The 19,324-nt window shown below is 51.9% G+C and carries 15 protein-coding genes and 3 tRNA genes; 11 read left to right on the top strand and 7 right to left on the bottom strand.

The window, feature by feature from the left end:
- Window positions 1–65: 65 nt before the first annotated feature.
- Together BAQU_RS06690 and BAQU_RS06685 are read left to right on the top strand one after the other, a co-directional pair.
- The gene (locus BAQU_RS06690) at window positions 66–443 is read left to right on the top strand and encodes a winged helix-turn-helix transcriptional regulator (protein WP_094693793.1); all 378 of its coding nucleotides are present in this window, start codon (window positions 66–68) and stop codon (window positions 441–443) included.
- Window positions 427–2,313, top strand: a complete 1,887-nt coding sequence (locus BAQU_RS06685; protein WP_211277127.1) for a thiamine pyrophosphate-dependent enzyme — start codon at window positions 427–429, stop codon at window positions 2,311–2,313. Before BAQU_RS06690 ends, BAQU_RS06685 begins: the two co-directional genes overlap by 17 nt.
- A gap of 533 nt (window positions 2,314–2,846) precedes the next feature.
- Here BAQU_RS06685 and BAQU_RS06680 read toward each other — a convergent pair.
- The 5 genes from BAQU_RS06680 to BAQU_RS06660 all read right to left on the bottom strand — a co-directional run bounded on the left by BAQU_RS06680 (window position 2,847) and on the right by BAQU_RS06660 (window position 6,157).
- Window positions 2,847–2,922: transfer RNA gene (locus tag BAQU_RS06680), tRNA-Phe, on the bottom strand.
- A gap of 48 nt (window positions 2,923–2,970) precedes the next feature.
- Window positions 2,971–3,044 (bottom strand) — tRNA-Asp (locus BAQU_RS06675).
- Between the two features lie 104 nt (window positions 3,045–3,148).
- Complete coding sequence (gene gnd / locus BAQU_RS06670) at window positions 3,149–4,024, bottom strand: phosphogluconate dehydrogenase (NAD(+)-dependent, decarboxylating) (RefSeq protein ID WP_094694107.1); 876 nt, start codon at window positions 4,022–4,024, stop codon at window positions 3,149–3,151.
- 57 nt (window positions 4,025–4,081) lie between these two features.
- On the bottom strand, window positions 4,082–5,410 hold the full coding sequence (locus tag BAQU_RS06665) for a GntP family permease (RefSeq protein ID WP_094693791.1): 1,329 nt from the start codon (window positions 5,408–5,410) through the stop codon (window positions 4,082–4,084).
- Between the two features lie 141 nt (window positions 5,411–5,551).
- Window positions 5,552–6,157 carry a gluconokinase gene (locus tag BAQU_RS06660; protein WP_094693789.1) on the bottom strand — a complete coding sequence of 202 codons (606 nt, stop codon included), beginning with the start codon at window positions 6,155–6,157 and terminating at the stop codon, window positions 5,552–5,554.
- A 376-nt stretch (window positions 6,158–6,533) separates the two neighbouring features.
- On the opposite strand from BAQU_RS06660, the gene BAQU_RS06655 reads away from it, so the two are divergent.
- From BAQU_RS06655 to BAQU_RS06640, 4 genes are all read left to right on the top strand, one after another.
- Window positions 6,534–7,430: a FadR/GntR family transcriptional regulator gene (locus BAQU_RS06655; protein WP_244568457.1), complete on the top strand. Its 897-nt coding sequence runs from the start codon at window positions 6,534–6,536 to the stop codon at window positions 7,428–7,430.
- 208 nt (window positions 7,431–7,638) lie between these two features.
- Window positions 7,639–9,189, top strand: coding sequence for a sugar ABC transporter ATP-binding protein (locus BAQU_RS06650; protein WP_094693787.1), 1,551 nt, complete (start codon window positions 7,639–7,641; stop codon window positions 9,187–9,189).
- Between the two features lie 199 nt (window positions 9,190–9,388).
- Window positions 9,389–10,606: a sugar ABC transporter permease gene (locus tag BAQU_RS06645; protein ID WP_094693785.1), complete on the top strand. Its 1,218-nt coding sequence runs from the start codon at window positions 9,389–9,391 to the stop codon at window positions 10,604–10,606.
- Window positions 10,607–10,689: 83 nt separating this feature from the next.
- Window positions 10,690–11,778, top strand: coding sequence for a substrate-binding domain-containing protein (locus tag BAQU_RS06640; RefSeq protein ID WP_094694103.1), 1,089 nt, complete (start codon window positions 10,690–10,692; stop codon window positions 11,776–11,778).
- Between the two features lie 214 nt (window positions 11,779–11,992).
- On the opposite strand, the gene BAQU_RS06635 is transcribed toward BAQU_RS06640, so the two are convergent.
- Both BAQU_RS06635 and galE read right to left on the bottom strand, forming a co-directional pair.
- Window positions 11,993–12,712: a DUF4190 domain-containing protein gene (locus BAQU_RS06635; protein WP_094693783.1), complete on the bottom strand. Its 720-nt coding sequence runs from the start codon at window positions 12,710–12,712 to the stop codon at window positions 11,993–11,995.
- A 242-nt stretch (window positions 12,713–12,954) separates the two neighbouring features.
- Window positions 12,955–13,965, bottom strand: a complete 1,011-nt coding sequence (galE, locus tag BAQU_RS06625; RefSeq protein ID WP_094693779.1) for a UDP-glucose 4-epimerase GalE — start codon at window positions 13,963–13,965, stop codon at window positions 12,955–12,957.
- Window positions 13,966–14,214: 249 nt separating this feature from the next.
- On the opposite strand from galE, the gene trmB reads away from it, so the two are divergent.
- The 5 genes from trmB to BAQU_RS06600 all read left to right on the top strand — a co-directional run bounded on the left by trmB (window position 14,215) and on the right by BAQU_RS06600 (window position 19,317).
- Window positions 14,215–15,063, top strand: a complete 849-nt coding sequence (trmB, locus tag BAQU_RS06620; protein WP_244568472.1) for a tRNA (guanosine(46)-N7)-methyltransferase TrmB — start codon at window positions 14,215–14,217, stop codon at window positions 15,061–15,063.
- A gap of 249 nt (window positions 15,064–15,312) precedes the next feature.
- Window positions 15,313–15,384: transfer RNA gene (locus tag BAQU_RS06615), tRNA-Glu, on the top strand.
- A 587-nt stretch (window positions 15,385–15,971) separates the two neighbouring features.
- Window positions 15,972–16,922 (top strand): carbohydrate kinase family protein, encoded by a 951-nt coding sequence (locus BAQU_RS06610; protein ID WP_158215659.1) that lies wholly within the window; start codon window positions 15,972–15,974, stop codon window positions 16,920–16,922.
- Complete coding sequence (locus BAQU_RS06605) at window positions 16,915–17,916, top strand: ADP-ribosylglycohydrolase family protein (protein ID WP_094693773.1); 1,002 nt, start codon at window positions 16,915–16,917, stop codon at window positions 17,914–17,916. Before BAQU_RS06610 ends, BAQU_RS06605 begins: the two co-directional genes overlap by 8 nt.
- Before the next feature lie 75 nt (window positions 17,917–17,991).
- Entirely contained in the window at window positions 17,992–19,317 is a 1,326-nt protein-coding gene (locus tag BAQU_RS06600; protein ID WP_094693771.1) for an ABC transporter substrate-binding protein, read from the top strand.
- The last annotated feature ends 7 nt before the right edge of the window (window positions 19,318–19,324 follow it).

Below are 19,324 nucleotides of genomic sequence, written 5' to 3'. Positions count from 1 at the left end.
AGTATCTTAGTTACTAAAATATTTGTAGTTGGTGCTTTGACACGTCAGATGATCGGGAGGAAGTCATGCTTTATGGGGAGGCTTCAGTCAGCTATGTCAGGTCACCATCGATCGCCTGCGACGGTTTTCTTGCTGCCGTAGACATCATCGACCGAAGATGGAGCAGTGTGGTGATCCAGGCGATAGCCAAGGGATGCAGAACCTTCTCGCAGATATCCTGCTATTCAAACAAACTCAATGATTCCTCGTTGTCGAAGAGGCTCAAGGAACTCGAGGATCAAGGCATCGTGAAACGCACAGTTGTGGACACCAGGCCACCAAGGGCGATGTATCACCTTACACAATCGGGATTGGAACTGGTCCCCATCCTCGATGCGCTCACCGACTGGGGCAATCGGAATCTGCTTGATCAACCAGATTCCAGCAGTGAAGCAAACCCGTGAGGTGAATCTCACCCTTGCATCATCATCAACATTTTCGCCGCGCATCGATGTCGCAGATGCGACGGCAACCTGTAATCGCGACATGTTCAGCGGTCGCATCACAGTGGCCGGGAAGGAGAAAACAATGTCAACAGTCACTGCGGGGCAAGCTCTTGCCAAGGTGCTCGAACGATGGGGCGTAGACCACGTCTACGGCATTCCTGCCGACTCGATCAACAACGTGGTGGAAGGCCTGTGGAAGGAGCGAGACGGGATACGTTTCATCCAGGTTCGCCATGAAGAGGCTGGGGCTTTGGCTGCTGCCGCAGATGCCAAACTCAATGGCACGATAGGTGTGGCATTTGCATCGGCAGGCCCAGGCTCCGTGCACATGCTCAACGGGTTGTACGATGCCAAGATGGACAACGTCCCCGTACTTGCATTGGTCGGGCAGGTAACCACACGATTCCAAAACACACATTTCTTCCAGGAACTCAGTGAGGTGCCGATTTTCTCGGATGTGGCCGTATATAACAGGCAGGTCGCCAATGCCGAGCAGATTCCATCGGTGATCGAGGATGCAATCAAGGCGGCATACACCAAGCGGGGAGTTGCCGTGGTGATACTTCCCGAAGACCTTACCGGCACACAGATTGAATATGCAGAGTCCAAAACCCCTCTGACCTCGCGAGCGCAGGTGAGCTATGCGCTGGACCAACATGAGCTTGACATGGCATCTGAGGCAATCGCCAAGGCCGAAAGGCCTGTGCTATGGATAGGGCAGGGCATGAGTGGGAAAAGCGATTCGGTGATGAAGTTCGCCGAGCATTTCCATATGCCCGTTATCTCCACTGCTCCTGGGACTGGAATAGTTCCACAACTGTGGCCGAATTACATGGGGACGCGAGGACGGCTTGGAGACAAACCCGCCTTCGAAGCCTCGCAGCTTGCAGATTTGATATTGTTTGCCGGCACCAACTACCCCTTTGGAAGGTTCATGCCTCATGACAAGACCATAATCCAGGTAAACACCAATCCTTCGGATATCGGCAATCAGCTCGAAGCCAGCATTGCTTTTGTCGCTGACGGAGCCCAGGTGCTCGATGAGCTTGCGAAGCGTTCTGGTAACGATAAGGCACGGGCATTCGAAAAAGCGGCTCGGTTGAATCGTCATAATTGGCTCATGTGGCTTGATAAACTCGCAGACGATGACTCCCATGGTTTAGCTGCAGAGTCAGTGATTCGAGAAATCGCACGCAATGCCTCTGATAGGGCCATTTTTAGTCTCGATGTTGGCAATAACACGGCGTGGTCGTTGCGTCAGCTTCCCTTCGAGGGAGATCAGCACTTCACCATGTCACCTTGGTACGGCACTATGGGATATGCCGTTCCTGCGGGTCTGTCTGCTGCGGTATCTCATCCTGACCGCGACGTATGGACCATATCCGGAGACGGAGGGTTTGCCATGGTCAATCAGGAGATACTCACCGAAGTGCGATACAAACTTCCTGTGGTCAACGTTGTGCTTGAGAACAAGGCTTTCGGCTTTATTCGTCACGAGCAGATCAAGGGAAAACTGGGACTGTATGGAACCGATCTGGAAGGTGCGGATTGGGCTGGGATGGCGCGTAGCTTCGGAGCGATAGGACTGACTGCAACGGATAACGCCTCACTCAAGTCGGCGTTCGCCAAGATTCGTGAATACAGGGATGCCGGCGACATGCGGCCTATTGTGCTCGATGCCAAGCTGCCATACATTGATCCGATAGATACCTCGTTCATTCCTCTTGACGAGAAGAAGTTCGGTGCTGGGGCAGCAGATGGATTCCGCAAGCTCTACAATCTGGACGACGAGCCGACACTTGCCGATCTTATGGATGACGAGGCCTAACGTATCTTCCGTGTGGGCATTCCTATCGCACATTGTGCATTGGAAGTCGCTTTTCGAGCGAACTCAAGTGAAAGCGGGGTTATAGGCTCAGAAGTGTGGGTTTATGCCTTCGCTGACGTGCTGGAGTGTAATTCGTTCCAGTCGATGCCATGCTTCTCTCCCGTCATCCCGAGCGAGCGTAGCGAGTCGGCCGTATAAACTTGACAAAGTTGTATGTGCCATCGTCAGAGTCGGCCGTATGAACGACAACACCATCGTCATCCCGAGCGAGCGTAGCGAGTCGAGGGATCTCATCCTTGCGAGCATCAACAGCAGAGATCTCTCGACTCGCTGCGCTCGCTCGGGGTGACAAGGGGAGGCGGATTCGCTCGGGGTGACAAGAGAGGTCGGAATGACGGGGACACACTTTTTGCCTATAACCCTAACAATGAAAAATACCAGTTACACACTTGGCGAGATAAACCTGAGCGTGTGAAGACAAGCGGGAAGTCAAAACCCTCAGCCCAATGTTTCCAATGGGTGAGGGTTATCAGTGGTGGCTCCGAGCGGCATCGATCCGCTGACCTAGCGATTTTCAGTCGCTCGCTCTACCAACTGAGCTACAGAGCCAGAGAACAGTTGAAAAAACCCGGATTTCCCGGGCTTCCACCATTCTTGCGACCCCGGCCGGACTTGAACCGGTGACCTCCGCCGTGACAGGGCGGCGCTCTAACCAGCTGAGCTACGGGGCCATGACTACAAAAGCAGCCAAGTGGATATCTTACAAGAAACCCGCCGAGATGCCAAACCGCGGCGGGTTTTTCTGCCCTGCGGCGTGTCGCAAAGCATTCGGAAATCAATCCTTTGTGACATGCCCACCAAACTGTGCACGCAATGCGGAGACAACCTTCAGGACATCATCGCTACCTCCGCGAGATGTCTGACGGGCGAAGAGTGCGGCTGCGGTGGCTGGAACGGGAACTCCCAATTCCAGTGCAATCTGGGCCATCCAACGCGCTTCGCCGGATTCGTCGGCAACTGGAGGCATCGATTCCAAGTCTGGATCCTTCTCCAAGGCGCGTGCCAGCAGATCCAGGAGCCAGGACTCGATGACGGTTCCATGCCTCCAGGAAGCCACAACGGCACCGGGATTCTCGATAAGTCCACTATGGGTCATGGTTGCATATCCTTCTCCAAGGCCCTGCATCATGGCATATTCGATGCCGTTATGGACCATCTTGGCGAAGTGACCGGCACCAACGCCTCCGGCCAGCACGAGTCCATCCTCGCCCTCCGGCTTGAGACTCTCATAGATAGGCAGGCAATGCTGGTAGTCCTCTTCGGAACCTCCAATCATGAGGGCATATCCGCGCTCCTTGCCCCATACGCCACCTGATACGCCGACATCCATGAAGTGAATGCCAAACGGTTCAAGCTCCTTGGCATGACGAATGTCGTCGCTGTAGTGGGTGTTGCCCCCATCAATGATCACATCGCCCTTGTCGAGCAACGCGGCGAGAGCCTTGATTGTCGAATCGGTTGGGCCGCCAGCTGGGAGCATGACCCAGATAGCGCGGGGAGTGTTCAACGCACCAACAAGTGCTTCCAATGAATCCACATCACGGACGGACTGGGGATTCATGTCAAAGCCAACGATGCTGTGCCCACATTCCTTGAGTCGAGAAGCCATATTGCCGCCCATGCGGCCGAGACCGATCATGCCGAGTTGCATGATTCCACCTTTCATTTGATGTTCATCTGTGTTGAGCCTTATTCAGAAGTTACCGGGCTAGACCAGCAGGGATACAAGAAGCGTGAAGCCAAGTCCAACGATCGACAGGACGGTTTCCATGAGCGACCAGGTCTTGAATGTCTGGCCCACGGTCATGCCAAAGTATTCCTTGACCATCCAGAAGCCAGCATCGTTGACGTGCGAGAGGAAGACGGATCCAGCGCCGATCGCAAGAACCAGCAGGCACAGATGAGTCGGACTCAGCCCAGTGGCGAGCGGCACCATCAGACCAGAGGCGGTAACGGTTGCCACGGTTGCCGAGCCGGTTGCCACACGAATGAGTACTGCAACGAGCCAGCCTGCGATAAGCGGGTTGATTGCGGAACTTGCGATGCCGGACGCGATGACCTTGCCAATGCCGGAATCGACCAGGGTCTGCTTGAAGCCGCCGCCGGCACCAACGATCAGCAGAATTCCCGCTATGGAACCGAAGGAAGTGTTGACTATCGAATTAAGCTTGTCACGACCGTGACCGTGCATCAATCCGAGCAGAATCATTGCAACGAATGTAGTGATAAGCAGTGCTTCCAGAGGTTGGCCGATGAAGACAAAGAAGCGGCCAACGGGGTTCTTTGTCTTTCCGGTGAGATCGATGATGCTGCTGCAGAGCATGAGAATCACAGGAAGCAAAATCACGAAGAGCGAGGTTCCAAAGCTTGGACGGCTGCTCTTGTCTTCTGGGGTCTCCTTGATCTTGTTGTCCTCAGGAGCCTTGATCGGCACCCAACGAACCAAGATCCGAGCCAGCAGAGGACCAGAAATGATCACCGTTGGAACGGCAACAAGAAGTCCAAGACCGAGAGTGAGACCAAGATTTGCATTCAGTGCGCTGATGGCGACCAGTGGTCCTGGGTGCGGTGGAATGAATGCATGCAGGGTGGAGAGACCGGCGAGTGCTGGTATGCCAAGCAGAATCACGGGTTTGTTTGCTCTTCGTGCTGCAAAGATAACTACAGGAATCAGAATGACGACACCGACTTCGAAGAACAGTGGGATACCCACCGCAAATGCGACGAGTGCCATTGCCCAGGGGAGAAGATGTGATGGCGTCTTATCTAAAATCGTGTCGACAATCGCGTCAGCACCTCCGGAAACGGTAAGCAGGGTTCCTATGATGCCACCTAGGGCAATCAGTATGCCGACGCTTGAAACCGTTGTTCCCAAACCGGTGGTGAAGCTGTCGAAGGATTTGTCATACGAGACCCCAGCGCAGACGGCCATGACGAATGAGCCGACCATCAGTGAGAGGAACGGATGCAATTTCACCACCGTAATGAGAATGACGATGGTCGCGATTCCCAAAATCGCGGCAATGATCAGATTCATAACAACACTCCTTTGTGTATTTTCCTTACTGCTTGCAATGATTTGCAGAATCTGGAACCAAATCTGTCACATAGGAATTCGAAAAACTGCGTGATCGTCTGGATCCCTGGTGACTGATTTGTTGGCCTGATGTTTCGTCTTTTACCGTTCGTTCGAGGACTTCAAGGATTCGTCAGCCTTGTCGGCGATTGCTTCCGAAGTCTGTGATTCTTCGCGTTCGGCATGTGCTTTGACGGCATCGATTGAACGCTGGATCATTTCTTCGCTTGTTCCCTCGACTGAAACCTCGATGCCTGGTTCGTCTGGCTGCAAGGGCTCCAGGTCTGCGAATTGACTGGGGAGGAGTGCCGGTGGCATGAAATGTCCCTTGCGCTCACTGAGTCGCCGCTGTATCAGTTCCTGAGAACCGACAAGATGGACGAAAAACACAGGAACGTCCTTGCGAAGAATATCTCGATATGAGCGTTTGAGCGCAGAACTTGATACCACGGTTGATTCGCCGAGTGCATTGCGACCGAGCATCCAGCGGTTGATCACTTCAAGCCATGGACGACGGTCAGCGTCGGTGAGTGGTATGCCTTGGGACATCTTGTCGATGTTGGCCTGAGGGTGAAAATCGTCTCCCTCTGCCATTGTCAGACCAAGTCTGTCTCGAAGCGCCTCGGCAACGGTTGACTTTCCGCTGCCTGCCACACCCATCACAACAATGTGAATGGGCTTGCTCAGCTGTTCTTGTGTGTCACTCATGAGTATTCTCGCTTTCTGCTTCGTTGCAGTACTCGTTGAGGAAGCACCGTAATGTGTCTGCCTCTTTGTACTCAACACAGCATACTCCAATTAAGAGTACGTATCAAATAATAAAGAGTATTTAATGTATTCTTCAGTTCCCTTAGCATCGGATAAGTCCCGGGAATCATTGCGGCTGGGCCATCTGCCACGTGCGGATCCAGGACGAGGCAGATGCGCAGATCGACCACTTAATCAAAAGGTCGGCTCTCGAACCGGATACCGAACCCGTCTCGTTGAAATTCCTGAAGCCGTGCATGGAGCGATTCATGAAGCTTTAGCAGTTCAAACATGGGTCTCGCCGACTATGCCTTTCCTTGTTGGTAGTCTCGCAGATATGCGCAAGAGTAGAGGGATGAACACGATGATCAATGATGGCGAGAATGGTGCGTCAAGGTCAATGACGGGCAAGACGCGATCTTGCATCAATGAGACAGCCCAGCTGCGAACTGCCTCGGCCTCTTCTCCGAGTGATACAACACAGAATGCTGGGTTTTCGAGCGCTCTGGCGGCAACGCCCGAGGCGGCCTCGTCGGTGGCGCTGTCATCATCTCTGAAGCATATTTCCGTTGCCCGAGAATTGGCGCTTGACATCATTGAAGGACGATGGGAGAGCAGCCAGTCCTTTACTTTGGAAGACATTCAACACAGATTCGACGTATCGCGCACCGTTGCCCGCGAGGTCACCCGTCTTCTTTCGGATGTGGGTGCGATCAAGGTACGGCGCAGAAAGGGCATCAATCCTCAACCCACCTCGATGTGGGCGGCTTTGAATCCGGTCGTGATTGAATGGATGCTCCATTCAAGCAAAAGGAGTGAGGAATTGCGTGCCTTGACCGAGCTGCGTCTTGCGGTTGAGCCAATCGCTGCCGCCAAGGCGGCGGAACATGCTCCAGTCGAGATTAAATCGAGGATGCCGGTGCTGGCGCGCGAGATGAGAAAGGCTGGAGAATCGGGCGATTTGGATGATTTTCATGCAATGGATATCGAGTTCCATTCTCTACTGCTGAAATATAGCGGGAACGATCTTTTCGCTGCTCTCTCGGACATTGTGGCAACGATTCTACGAGGCAGAGTTGAAATAGGTCTCTATCCACAGCGGCCAGAACCCGAGGCGCTCGCAGCGCACGAGGAGGTTGCCGAAGGAATTTGGCGGAGCGACCCTTCCGTTGCGAGAGAAGGCATGAGACGCATAGTTGACGAGGTAGATGAAGCAATCTCTCAGTCTATCTAACCCGTTCGATGTTCTTTTCCTTCGGCGTGTCGAAATTTTGAACTAACTTGGTTAACATATTAGGGTAATTAATCAAGCAGTCTAAAATACATCGACTCGTATAAACTACACAATAGATATTCGGTCTTGAATCAATACGAATGTGTATTCGATACCGAACGTCTATCCGTGTAATCCAGCTCAACGATGTGCTGGAAAGGAGAAGAAGATGACCTCATCGGTTGACAAGCATGACAATATCCTTGAAATGCAAGGCATTACCAAGGAATTCACAGGAGTTCGCGCACTCGACAAGGTGACTTTGGAAGTCAAGAAAGCGGAGGTACACGCCATATGCGGTGAAAACGGTGCAGGCAAATCAACACTCATGAAGGTGCTTTCAGGAGTCTATCCATACGGTACCTATTCTGGCGATATCGTGTTCGCAGGGAAAGTGGCGAAATTCAACACCATCAAGGAATCCGAGAAATGCGGCATCGTGATCATCCACCAGGAGCTTGCTCTGATTCCCGAACTTTCTATAGCGGAAAACATTTTTCTTGGCAATGAGCTCCTTTCTTCCGGTCTCATAGACTGGAACAAGACCGAAACCCTGACGAGAGACCTGCTGGCGCGCGTCGGTCTCGAACTGGATCCCTCAACGCCTATCAAGAATCTTGGAGTTGGGCAGCAGCAGCTGGTGGAAATTGCAAAAGCCCTTTCCAAGAACGTGAGCCTGCTGATACTCGATGAACCGACATCTGCCTTGAATGAGGAGGATTCGGAGAATCTGCTTAATCTGATGCGCTCGTTGCGAGAAAAAGGCATTACCTGCATCATGATCTCGCACAAGCTCAACGAGATTGCTGAAATCGCTGACTCAATCACTGTCATTCGTGATGGCAAGACCGTTGATCACATGTCAGTTGCCGACGGTCGGATTGAAGAAGATGCGATCATCAGGGCGATGGTTGGCCGACCGCTTGACAATCGTTATCCGATCCACGAACCGAAGATAGGCAAGGTAATCTTCGAAGTCAAAGACTGGACTGTCGAGGATCCGAACGTTCCAGGAAGACTACTCAGCGACAACATCTCGTTCAAGGTCAAGGCGGGAGAAATCGTTGGTTTCGCCGGACTCATGGGTGCAGGCCGCACAGAGATGGCTCGTTCTCTCTTTGGCAGGAACTATGGGATTTACAAGCACGGTTCCATCTCGATCAAAGGCAGCAAGGTTGTGTTGCATTCGGTGAGCGAGGCGATCAGGAAGGGACTGGCTTACGTTCCTGAAGATCGAAAGCTGCTTGGTCTGAACCTTCTTGATTCCATAGAAAAGACAACAGTCTCTGCAAACTTGCGAAAGATTCTTTCGAATGGACTTATCGATTTCTCCAAGGAGCATTCTGTTGCAGAGAAATACCGTAAAAGTCTCAAGATCAAGACACCTGCAGTCGATGTTGGCGTTGCAACCCTTTCAGGTGGCAATCAGCAGAAAGTCGTGCTCTCGAAATGGATGTTCCCCAATCCAGATGTCCTCATTCTCGATGAACCGACTCGAGGAATCGATGTTGGGGCAAAGTTTGAAATTTACAAACTGGTTCAACAACTCGCAGACGAAGGCAAGGCTGTTATCTTCATCTCATCCGAATTGCCTGAGATTCTGGGCATGACTGACAGAATCTATACGCTTTGCGAGGGTCGACTCACCGGCGAACTCAACACGAAGCAAGCGGATCAGGAATCGATCATGCGTCTGATGACAACGACCAACGAAGTCTGATTCCTGCCCAAGCGAGCTCGGCGTTCATCATGAAACACTGTTGATTGATGACCACACTGCTGCATGGAGTTAGAACACCAGTTGCACAGTCGTCATGAGCTTCCCGAGAGTTTGACAACATTCATTCCTGCGATTTTTCGGGTCAGATGTATCCCAATCGCCAATCCACATTCGATTGTTTCACAGAGAGGTGCAAAACATGAAATATCTCAAACAAGTGCTCGGCAACGATTTGCGGCAATTACCAATGGTCGTGGCGTTGCTGGTTCTTCTTATAGGGTTCCATATCATTTCAGGAGGCAGAATGCTGACCTCCTCAAACATGCAAAACCTGATTTCCGGCAATGCATATGTGCTTATCCTTGCGATCGGCATGCTGATGGTCATTGTTATCGGTCAGATCGATCTTTCGGTCGGATCCGTGGCAGGCTTCGTCGCCATGGTGGTGGCCATCACAGCCCGCAATTTCAACCTTCCATGGTTCGTCGCCGTATTTCTCGGACTTGCTCTCGGCGTTCTCATCGGTTCATGGCAGGGCTTCTGGCTTTCCAAAATGGGAATCCCTGGATTCATCTCGACCTTGGCAGGCATGATGATCTTCAGAGGAGCCGTGATCTGGCTGTCTGGTTCAATCTCTGTTCCGGCACCCAAGGAATTGCAGTTCTTCGGCGCTGGCTACCTGCCTGAATGGGGACCGGCATGGACGAACATGAACAACTCAACCCTGCTGCTTGGTCTCCTAGCACTTGGATTTTTCGTGTGGTCGCAGTGGAACGGCTATCAGAGAGAAAAACAAGCGATTTATGGCACCCGACCGGAAATGTGGCCGATGCTTGTGCGCGCAATCGGTGGCGGGCTTGTTATCGCCTACGTGACTTGGCTTTTCGGATCGGGACGTCCCGGAACCTCATTCCCGATTCCCGGCCTAGTTCTTGTGGCACTTATCGTCATCTACCACATGGTGACAGAACGCACTCGATTCGGTCGCCATGTCTATGCCGTCGGTGGCAACAGACAAGCGGCAGCACTCTCGGGAGTCAACGTATCCCGCACATACTTCACCGTCATGGCCAACATGTCATTCCTTGCGGCGCTCGCGGGAATCCTGTTCCTCGGTCGTGCAACGGCAGCGGGTCCGGGTGATGGAACGAACTGGGAGCTGGACGCGATTTCCGCAGTGTTCATAGGCGGAGCTGCGGTTTCAGGCGGTGTCGGCACAATCATGGCGACCATGGTCGGAGGTGTCCTGATTGCTGTGCTTAATTCGGGACTGATGCTCATGGGTGTCGGAGCCGATAGAACGCAGGTCATTAAAGGCCTCGTGCTTCTTCTTGCTGTTGCGGTCGATGCATTCAACAAGCAACAAGGGCGGCCATCAATCATTGGCAAGATCATGGAATCATTCCATAAAAAATAATGCAAGTGTCCCTAACGATCACACATGTCAGCATTCGTGTCATAAACACACATACAAAGAAACAACAGAGAAAGGAATTCACGATGAAATTCAATAAGGTATTCACATCGGTGGCAGCTCTCGTCGCAGTGGCATCCCTCGCGGCTTGCGGAGGCAGCTCTGGCAGAGGAGAAAGCTCTGCCAGCTCAGAAAAAGGATTCGCGGCAGATGCGGCAATCGGTGTTTCGCTCCCTTGGCTTGGCACGCAGAATTGGAAGGAAGCCGAGACCATGTTTGAGGATCAGCTCAGTGAAGCCGGCTTCAAACCTTTGATCCAGGCGGCAGACAACAAGGTTCCTCAACAGCAGCAGCAAATCGAAGCGATGATCGAGCAAGGCGCCAAGGTCATCGTCGTTGGACCGATTGATGGCACCCAGCTTGGCTCGGTGCTTGGCAAGGCGAAGGAGGCCGGCGTTGCAGTGATCGGCTACGACCGCCTGATTGAAAATACGGACGGCATCGATGCCGTTGTCCAATTCGGTTCCATCAAGACCGGAGAGTTGCAAGGTCAGGCCCTGCTTGATGGTCTGGCAGAGAAGAAGGGTTCAGGACCATACAATATTGAGCTGTTTGGCGGCGGTCCTGCAGATCCGAATGCTCCGAATTTCTTCAAGGGTGCAATGACTGTATTGCAGCCAAAGATTGATGATGGAACTCTGACGGTTGTTTCCGGGCAGACTGATTTCACACAGGCAGCAACGCCTGACTGGGATAACAGCAAGGCTCAGCAGCGCATGGATTCTTTGCTTTCGGGCAACTATTCCGACAAGAAGATTGATGGCGTGCTCTCCCCGAATGACGGCATTGCGCGAGCGATCATCACTGCATGCGAGCAGGCGGGCCAGGATATTCCCGTCGTGAGCGGTCTTGATGCCGAGAATGAGTCAGTGACCTGGATCTGGGAAGGCAAGCAGTGGTCAACCATTGCCAAGCCAACCGATGCCTTGGTGGCCAAGAGCGTCGAACTGATTAAGGTTCTGCAAACAGGCGAAGAACTTCCCGCTGCAGATGACAAGGCCGACAACGGTGTGATTGACGTGCCACTCTACGAACTCGATCCTGTGGTAGTCACCAAGGCCAACGAAAAGGAAGTATTTGCAGATGATGCTGAAAGAATGGCATTGCTCAAGTAACCACAACCAGGGTATGAAATATGAACTTCATGCCCGGGCTGAGTGAGAACCGGGCAATGACAACAGCACAACCCATGATGATGTCTGCATTCAACAATCGTTGACGCATGCATCATCATGGGTTTAATATTTTGGGCGTAAAGTTGCAAAACTCTGTGGCGATTCCACTCCCACTTTTTTGATACCAATGAAGTCGTGTATCTATAATCCTTCGTTAACGCTGAAATCCAAACGGTGCAGCGTCAATTGCATCTGCAGGTATCGCAGGTATCGCAGGTATCTCTGCATTGAGAGCATTGTCAAGATAGCTGCTATCTATTGAATCATCACCGGAATTGTCGCTCGAGCAGGAGTAGCCGGAACAGCTCGGGTATTCGTAGGAATACTCTTCGCTGCCGATCATGGAGATGCCCCAGATCATGAGGCCGACGAGTATGGCTGTAAAAATAGTAAAAATTGCCCCGACGACGACTCCGCCGACTGCAAGTCCCTGACCGCGCTCGCGCGAGCGATGGAGCTGAACAAGTGCGACGATCGAAAGGATCAGTCCAACCGGTGGTATGAAGAAAGAAATGGCAAAGCCAACGATAGACATGATATTCCAAGGCTGGCTTGGATTGTGCAAAGGATACCCGTATGGCCCAGCATATGGCTGGTAAGTCTGGTATGGCTGATTTGGCTGTCGAGGAGGGTCTTGGGGACCTCCCTGATATGGACTGCCATATGGGTTGCCCGGATCTTGCTGATATCCATAATTCATCGGGTCTTGAGGATTTTGCTGGCCCCATTGCTGATTATATTCACCCTGCGGTGGTATGCCCGAAGCCTGGTTATAACCGGAATTTGGCTGGCCGTATTGTGGTTGGGAAGGTTGCTGCGCATTTGGGGCGTTGTTGTCCCACTGATTGTTTGACTGATTGTTTGCATCGCTCATACGGCCAGTCTAGTGGAGAAACTGTTCTTGTATGAAGGATTTAGCTTGGAAATACAATTCTTCGAGCATTCGTTACACGATGATTATCACCAAGCAAGAGGCATCGTATGCGAATATGGAGAGTATGGACCGCCGATGGCAGGTGCGCTCGCCTTTGCAGATATACCTATATATACAAGCGTCTCGCCAAGAGAGATTGGAATCTTCCCTTGGCGAGACGAATTGATCAGCTGAGCTGATGCTCAGTCGTTTTGCTTCCAGTTCTCAACGTCGATGTGATGTTCTGGATTGGCCTGCCATGCGTCCCAGGCGGACTTGACGATGTCTTCGACACCGTATTGTGCATGCCACCCCATCTCTTCGTTGATGCGCTTCGGGGAACCGATGAGGTGCGGTGGATCGCCAGCGCGACGAGCCATGACTGCCTCGGTGAATGGAAGTCCGGTGACCTTCTTGACTTCGTCCACGATCTGGCGAACGGATGTGCCCTCTCCAGTGCCAACATTGAAGGCATCGTACTTGCGCTCATCGCGGTCGAGATAGTGCAGTGCAGCAATATGGGCATCGGCAAGGTCTGCGACATGAATGTAATCGCGGACGCATGTGCCGTCTGGCGTCGGGTAGTCATCGCCGAAGATGGCAGGTGCCTTGCCTTGCTTCAGACGGTCGAAGAGCATGGGAATCAGATTCAGGATTGCTGGATCCTCGAGTTCAACGGGACCGCAGCCTGCAACATTGAAGTAGCGAAGGGCACAGAAGCGGATGCCGAATGGCTCTTCACACGCGCGCGCCATCCACTCCCCGAAGAGCTTGGTCTGGCCATAGGGATTGATCGGAACCATAGGAACGACATCTTCAGGAACAACGTCTACTGGAGGCACTCCATATGTTGCAGCAGAGCTGGAGAACACGAGCTTCTTTGCTCCTGCAGTTGCCATGCCTTGCAGAACGTTGAGCATGCCATTGATATTCTGCTGGTAATACCACAGCGGCTTTGCAACGGATTCACCGACCTGCTTGCGTGCTGCGAAGTGAATGACCGAATCGACATCGTTGTCCTTGATGATTTCGGCGATGCGTTTATCAGAGCCTGGTGCAGAGACATCGGCACCGTACAGGCGGGCACCTTCGATTCGAGTCGGTTTCCCATAGCTCAAGTCGTCAACGACGACGACCTTCTGACCTGCCTGATGAAGGGCATGAACAACATGGGCGCCAATATATCCGCATCCACCAGTGACGAGAACTGTCATAAGTAGCCTTTCTTGGAGTTTGTGAACGACTGTGCAGCAGTGCACACGAGGTGCAGAGAGTCAATGAATTGTGTTCACATTTGCTTCATTATGTTCGATTTTTTTCGTTTTTAGTATATCACATGAACATCATTGAACAACGATCCTCTCGTGGATTCTCGGAGGTCTCATGATTAACCGCTTTGATGATATCGTTTAATGTCGGCTTTATATATAAATAAGGAGTGCCGTATGAGCGCAGAAGTGCCGATGGATACGCACAATGATTCACTTGAATACAAGGGGCGACGTTCAATAGTGTCGTATGTGCGGCGCTCTGGACATATTGATCCAAGACTGATGCGCGCATGGGATGCCTATCACGACCAATTCCTTATCGATATGGCTCCCGGCTTTGAAGGACATTCGCTTGAATCGGTAGAAGAGGCAGAACATGCAAGCCTTGAAGTTCCTCAGAGTTTCATTCTCAATCGGGCATTCATCCACACAATCTGGGGGAACTCTCATCCCTTGATCATTGAAGTGGGAACGGGTCAGGGCGAAAACATAGTCTCGGCAGCGACCAAGCATCCCGATATGAATTTTCTTGCCTTGGAAGTATATACTGCCGGACTGGCTCATACGATGCTCATGGCGGGAAAGCAGGGATTGACCAACCTTAGAATCGCTCAGGTCAACGCTCCTGAACTGCTGGCATCATGTGAGCGGGGGAGTGTGGCGGAAGTGTGGACCTTCTTCCCCGATCCATGGCCAAAGATGAAGCATCATAAGCGCCGAATCATTCAGGTTGACTTTGCACGAAGCATCGCGTTCGCGCTCGAACCTCATGGTGCATGGCGAATAGCCACCGATATCGATGATTATGCACTTCATATTCACGAAGTACTGGATTCCTGCGGATTTTTACACAATGACGGCAATCTTGCAGTGCAGCTTCCGATAGAACATGTCGGTAAAGGGACTGCGACGGATGCGGACAAGCTCCCTCATGGGGAGTTCATCGAATCGTCACGATTTGCTGGTCGAGTCTTGACCAATTTCGAGCAAAAAGGCATAAAGGCTGGTCGGATCATCCATGATTTCACCTATAGAGCATGAAAATTTGGTGTTGGATTTTTGAGAACACGAGTTTTGTGGCAAATTTCAACATTGCAGCTTCGAAAATGGCTTAGTTACGTTGCGATTCTGAGGCAATACTCGGGGACACATGAAAAAAGGCAACAAAACTCGATATCTGGATTAATGGTGGTTGATTCCCTGTGTGCTGATGCAAAGGAATCGTCATATTCGACATAGAGCCACGCCGGCTTGCCCTATTTGCTAGTTTTGCGTATGATGTTTTTGTTTGCCCCCGTCGTCTAACGGTTAGGACACCAGACTTTCAATCTGACAACGAGAGTCCGACTCTCTCCGGGGGTACTCATACAGCCGCTGAGCGATCAGCGGCTTTTTTGTATTAAAGGTTAATAGGCAACAGTGTGTTCGGGTGTTATCTGCTGCATAACGCTCATAATGCTCAGGTTGTGCTTTGGGAGTCGTTTTTTGGGTTAATAGGCAAAAAAGTGTGTCCCCGTCATCTCGAGCGTCATCCCGATCGAATTCGTCTCCCTTGTCATCTCGAGCGAGCGCAGCGAGTCGAGAGATCTGGGTCAATAGGGGTTAACAGGCACAGAAATGTGTGGAAAATCGTCTCTTGTCTCTTGTGGGAGTAGGACTGGGTGTTCAGGTCAAGCCAGCTATCGACGCGGACAAGAGTTGCTCGATGAAATCGTTTATGGTTACCAGTCGCCATTGCTCGACGTCAGATGATGATGGTGATGAAAAATTCTGGAATTTCGATGATTGACCAGCGATATCAGCGATCCCGATATTCATGGCCGACTTTTGCATTCCAGACACGTCAAGCGTTTGACGAAAAACGTTTGATGTATTACTGTGTGATGTGTTGGGTATGTAGGGGTTGTAATTCTGGCAGTGATGAAGCTGCTTCTCTCATGGAGGAGAGTATGGATATCCTAGGTATTGGAGGTGTCGCACTCGACACCATACAAGTAGTAGATCATCTGCCCATTCGTGACGGGTTCTCCACGGTTTTGTCCACGCACCGCACGCTTGGTGGCAGCGGCGTCAACGTTCTTGTTCAGGCTCAGAAGCTGGGAGCCCAGACGGCATCCATTTCCAAGGTTTCCAATGACGATGACAGCAGACGGATCATCGACTTCCTTGTGCGCGATGGAATTGATGTCAGAGGTGTAATTTCGGACACACACGGATATCCCGCACCGCATTGCCTCATCTATGTTGACGGCGACGGCGAAAAATGTCTGATTCTCGATGGTGGTGAAGGCATGCCTGCCTTGAACGAGGAAGAGGCTCGCCTTGAACTTGTCGACGAGACATCTGTACTGTATCTGGACCTGAACCCTCCTGAACTCTCGCTCAAGGCTGCCCGGCAGGCAAAGGAGCTTGGCAAAAAGGTCGTGCTCAATCTTCAGGAAGATTTGCAGACCGTTCTTGCCAAGGGAATAGATACAACGTTCATCCGCCGATTCCTGCGCTATGTCGATGTCTTTGCCCCATGTCAGGCAAGCATTCGCCCATGGTCTGGCAGCGATGATCCCCAAGAACAGATATCCTTTATCCGCCAATTCTTTGCAGGCACCATAGTCCTCACGCTAGCTGACCAAGGTGTTGCGGCCTGTGACGAAGACGGTCGAACCGTTACGCTCCCGGCTTTTGACGTTGCAGTCAAGGACACGACAGGAGCCGGTGACGCCTTCATCGGAGCCTTCATGACCCAGCTGCTCATCGGTGCACGGCCATTGCGGGACTCCTTGCTGTTCTCTTCTGCATGCGCCGCGATGACATGCCAGGAATTGGGAGCCCAATCATCTCCTGATTTCACTCAGGCAAGCAATTTTCTCTCAACGCATTCCTTGGAGGTAACGCATGAATGACGTAACACAGTCAGTGCTGAACGTACTGCTCTCAATCGCCTACGGCGATGCCATGGGCATGCCGACGGAAAATCTTACCCGGCAACAAATAGCCGAACGCTATGGAACGCTGAGCACGCTGATGCCCAGTCCCTCCGATGTTGGAACCTTCATTCGTCATCTCGATGCTGGAACGGTCACGGACGATACCGAAAACACCATATTCATGAGTAAAATGCTCATCGATTCAGGCGGAAGGATCGATTCGCATGATTTTGTGGACTATCTGACGGATTGGCTTCACCACGATGAGAAAAGTTCCTCAGTCGTCGGTCCAAGCACGCGACGGGCAATCGAAGCGATCGAGCGCGGCGTTTCGATGGAACAGTCCGGAATTTGGGGGACCACGAATGGTGCCGCCATGAAAATCGCTCCCATCGGGCTTGTGTCCTCATGCCTTGATCTTCCGCAATTGGTGGAGAACGTTGCTGCCATATGCAAGCCGACGCACAACACGCAGATTGCGATTCAAGGTGCATCGGTGATTGCGGCACTCGACAGCTTTCTCTTCATGAATGAAGACGTTGATTGGAACCAGTACTACGATATTGCCTTTGCTGCAGCTCAAGAGGCAGAAACGCGAGGCAATAAACTTCCTACCCCCAGTATCGCGAAACGCATGGCATATGGGCGCAGGATTGCGGGCTTGACAAGCGAGGAGGCATTCCAGGACGAGTTATATTCATTTTTGGGCACAGGCCTAGAAACCATTCAGACGGTTCCTGCGGCAGTGACCATCGTATTTCGATACAGGGCGGATTTGCGCAAGTGCGTAGGTGTTTCCGCAAACATTGGCGGGGATACCGACACCATCGGAGCGATTTGCGGCGGAATGTGCGGAAGCGTCAACTGCAATCTTCTGGACAGTGAGAAATCAACGCTGATTGCAGCAAACTCCATAGATTTCAACAATGTGGCTTTCGGTTTGTCGCAACTGGTGAAAGCCAAACGTTAACTGTAACTTTTCTATTTTCATCTCAATGAAGGGCATGGGAATAGAGCATCACAAAACAAGAAACAAGGGGGAAATATGTCAGTTTTTCATGTGCGTCGAGCACTGGTTGGATCGGCGATCACGCTGATCGTTGCCGGTGTGATGGCAACATCGGGATGCGGGATCAGCACATCGAGTGCAGGTTCCGATTCCAATTCCAACGAGATAACGGTATGGTCTCAGCTGGCGGGCAACGATGGCGAGCTGAAGGTGCTGAAGCAGGCGATCAAGGACTACAATGCCAGCTCAAGCAAGAAGGCAACGGTGAAGTTGCAGACCTTCCCTTCGACTTCATATAACACGTCAGTCACATCGGCGGCATCCGGTGGAACATTGCCTTGCGTCGTCGCGGTGGACGAGCCGAACATTCCTAACTGGGCGTGGTCGGGAATTCTCACGCCGCTGACCGATGCGAAGCTGTTGGCGCGCACGAAGGACCTGTTACCTTCGACGGTTGGAAAATACAACGGCAAGACCTATGGGCTTGGAAACTATGATGCAACCGTCGGACTGTTTGCCCGTAAATCGGTGCTCAAGAAGCTGGGCATCCGCATCGCGACGGTTGACGATCCATGGAGCCAATCGGAATTGGAAGACGCTCTCGCGAAGATGAAGGCGAGCAATCAATGGACGTATCCATTCGAAATGGGCACGAAGGACACCACCAGTGAATGGTATTCCTATGGATTCAGTCCAATCCTGCAATCCTTTGGCGGGGATCTCATCAACCGATCCGATTATCAAAGTGCTGACGGTTCACTCAACGGTGCCGCTGCAGTGAAGTTCGCAAAGTGGATGAGAAACCTGGTCACCAAGGGATATACCAGTTCCAAGGGTGCATCCGATACGGCTCTCGCATTTGCAAATAACAAGGTGGGATTGCTGTATGGCGGCATGTGGTCATGGTCGTCCTTCAACCAGTATGCAAAGGACAAAGACGATATCGTGAGCATGCCAATGGCAGATTTCGGCAAGGGACTTATCAGCCCCGGCGGTTCATGGGAGACTGCTCTTACCAAGACCTGCAACAACAAGGCTGCTGCCCAGGACTACATTCGCTTCTCGCTGCAGGACAAATATATGGCTGCGGCTTCCAAGGCCGGCATGAACATTCCTGCGAGTGAGGGAGCTCGAAAGCTTGTTCCTGAATTCGACAAGGGTGGAAGTATGGAAGTCTTCGTTGAAATTTCCAAGAAGAAGGTTGTGATGAGACCATTGACTCCTGCATATTCATATATTCAGAGTCAATTTGCAACCTCGCTCAGCGACATTCTCAATGGCGCCGATGCGCAGTCGACTCTGGACAAGCTCACCAGCAGCATCGACAGCAATATCAAGACAAATAATGGCTACAAGGCTTAAGTAGCGC

It is taken from the genome of Bifidobacterium aquikefiri, assembly GCF_002259795.1.
GTDB lineage: Bacteria > Actinomycetota > Actinomycetes > Actinomycetales > Bifidobacteriaceae > Bombiscardovia > Bombiscardovia aquikefiri.
The sequence above is the reverse complement of the archived record's forward strand: the minus strand, read 5'-3'. Positions and strand labels throughout refer to the sequence as shown.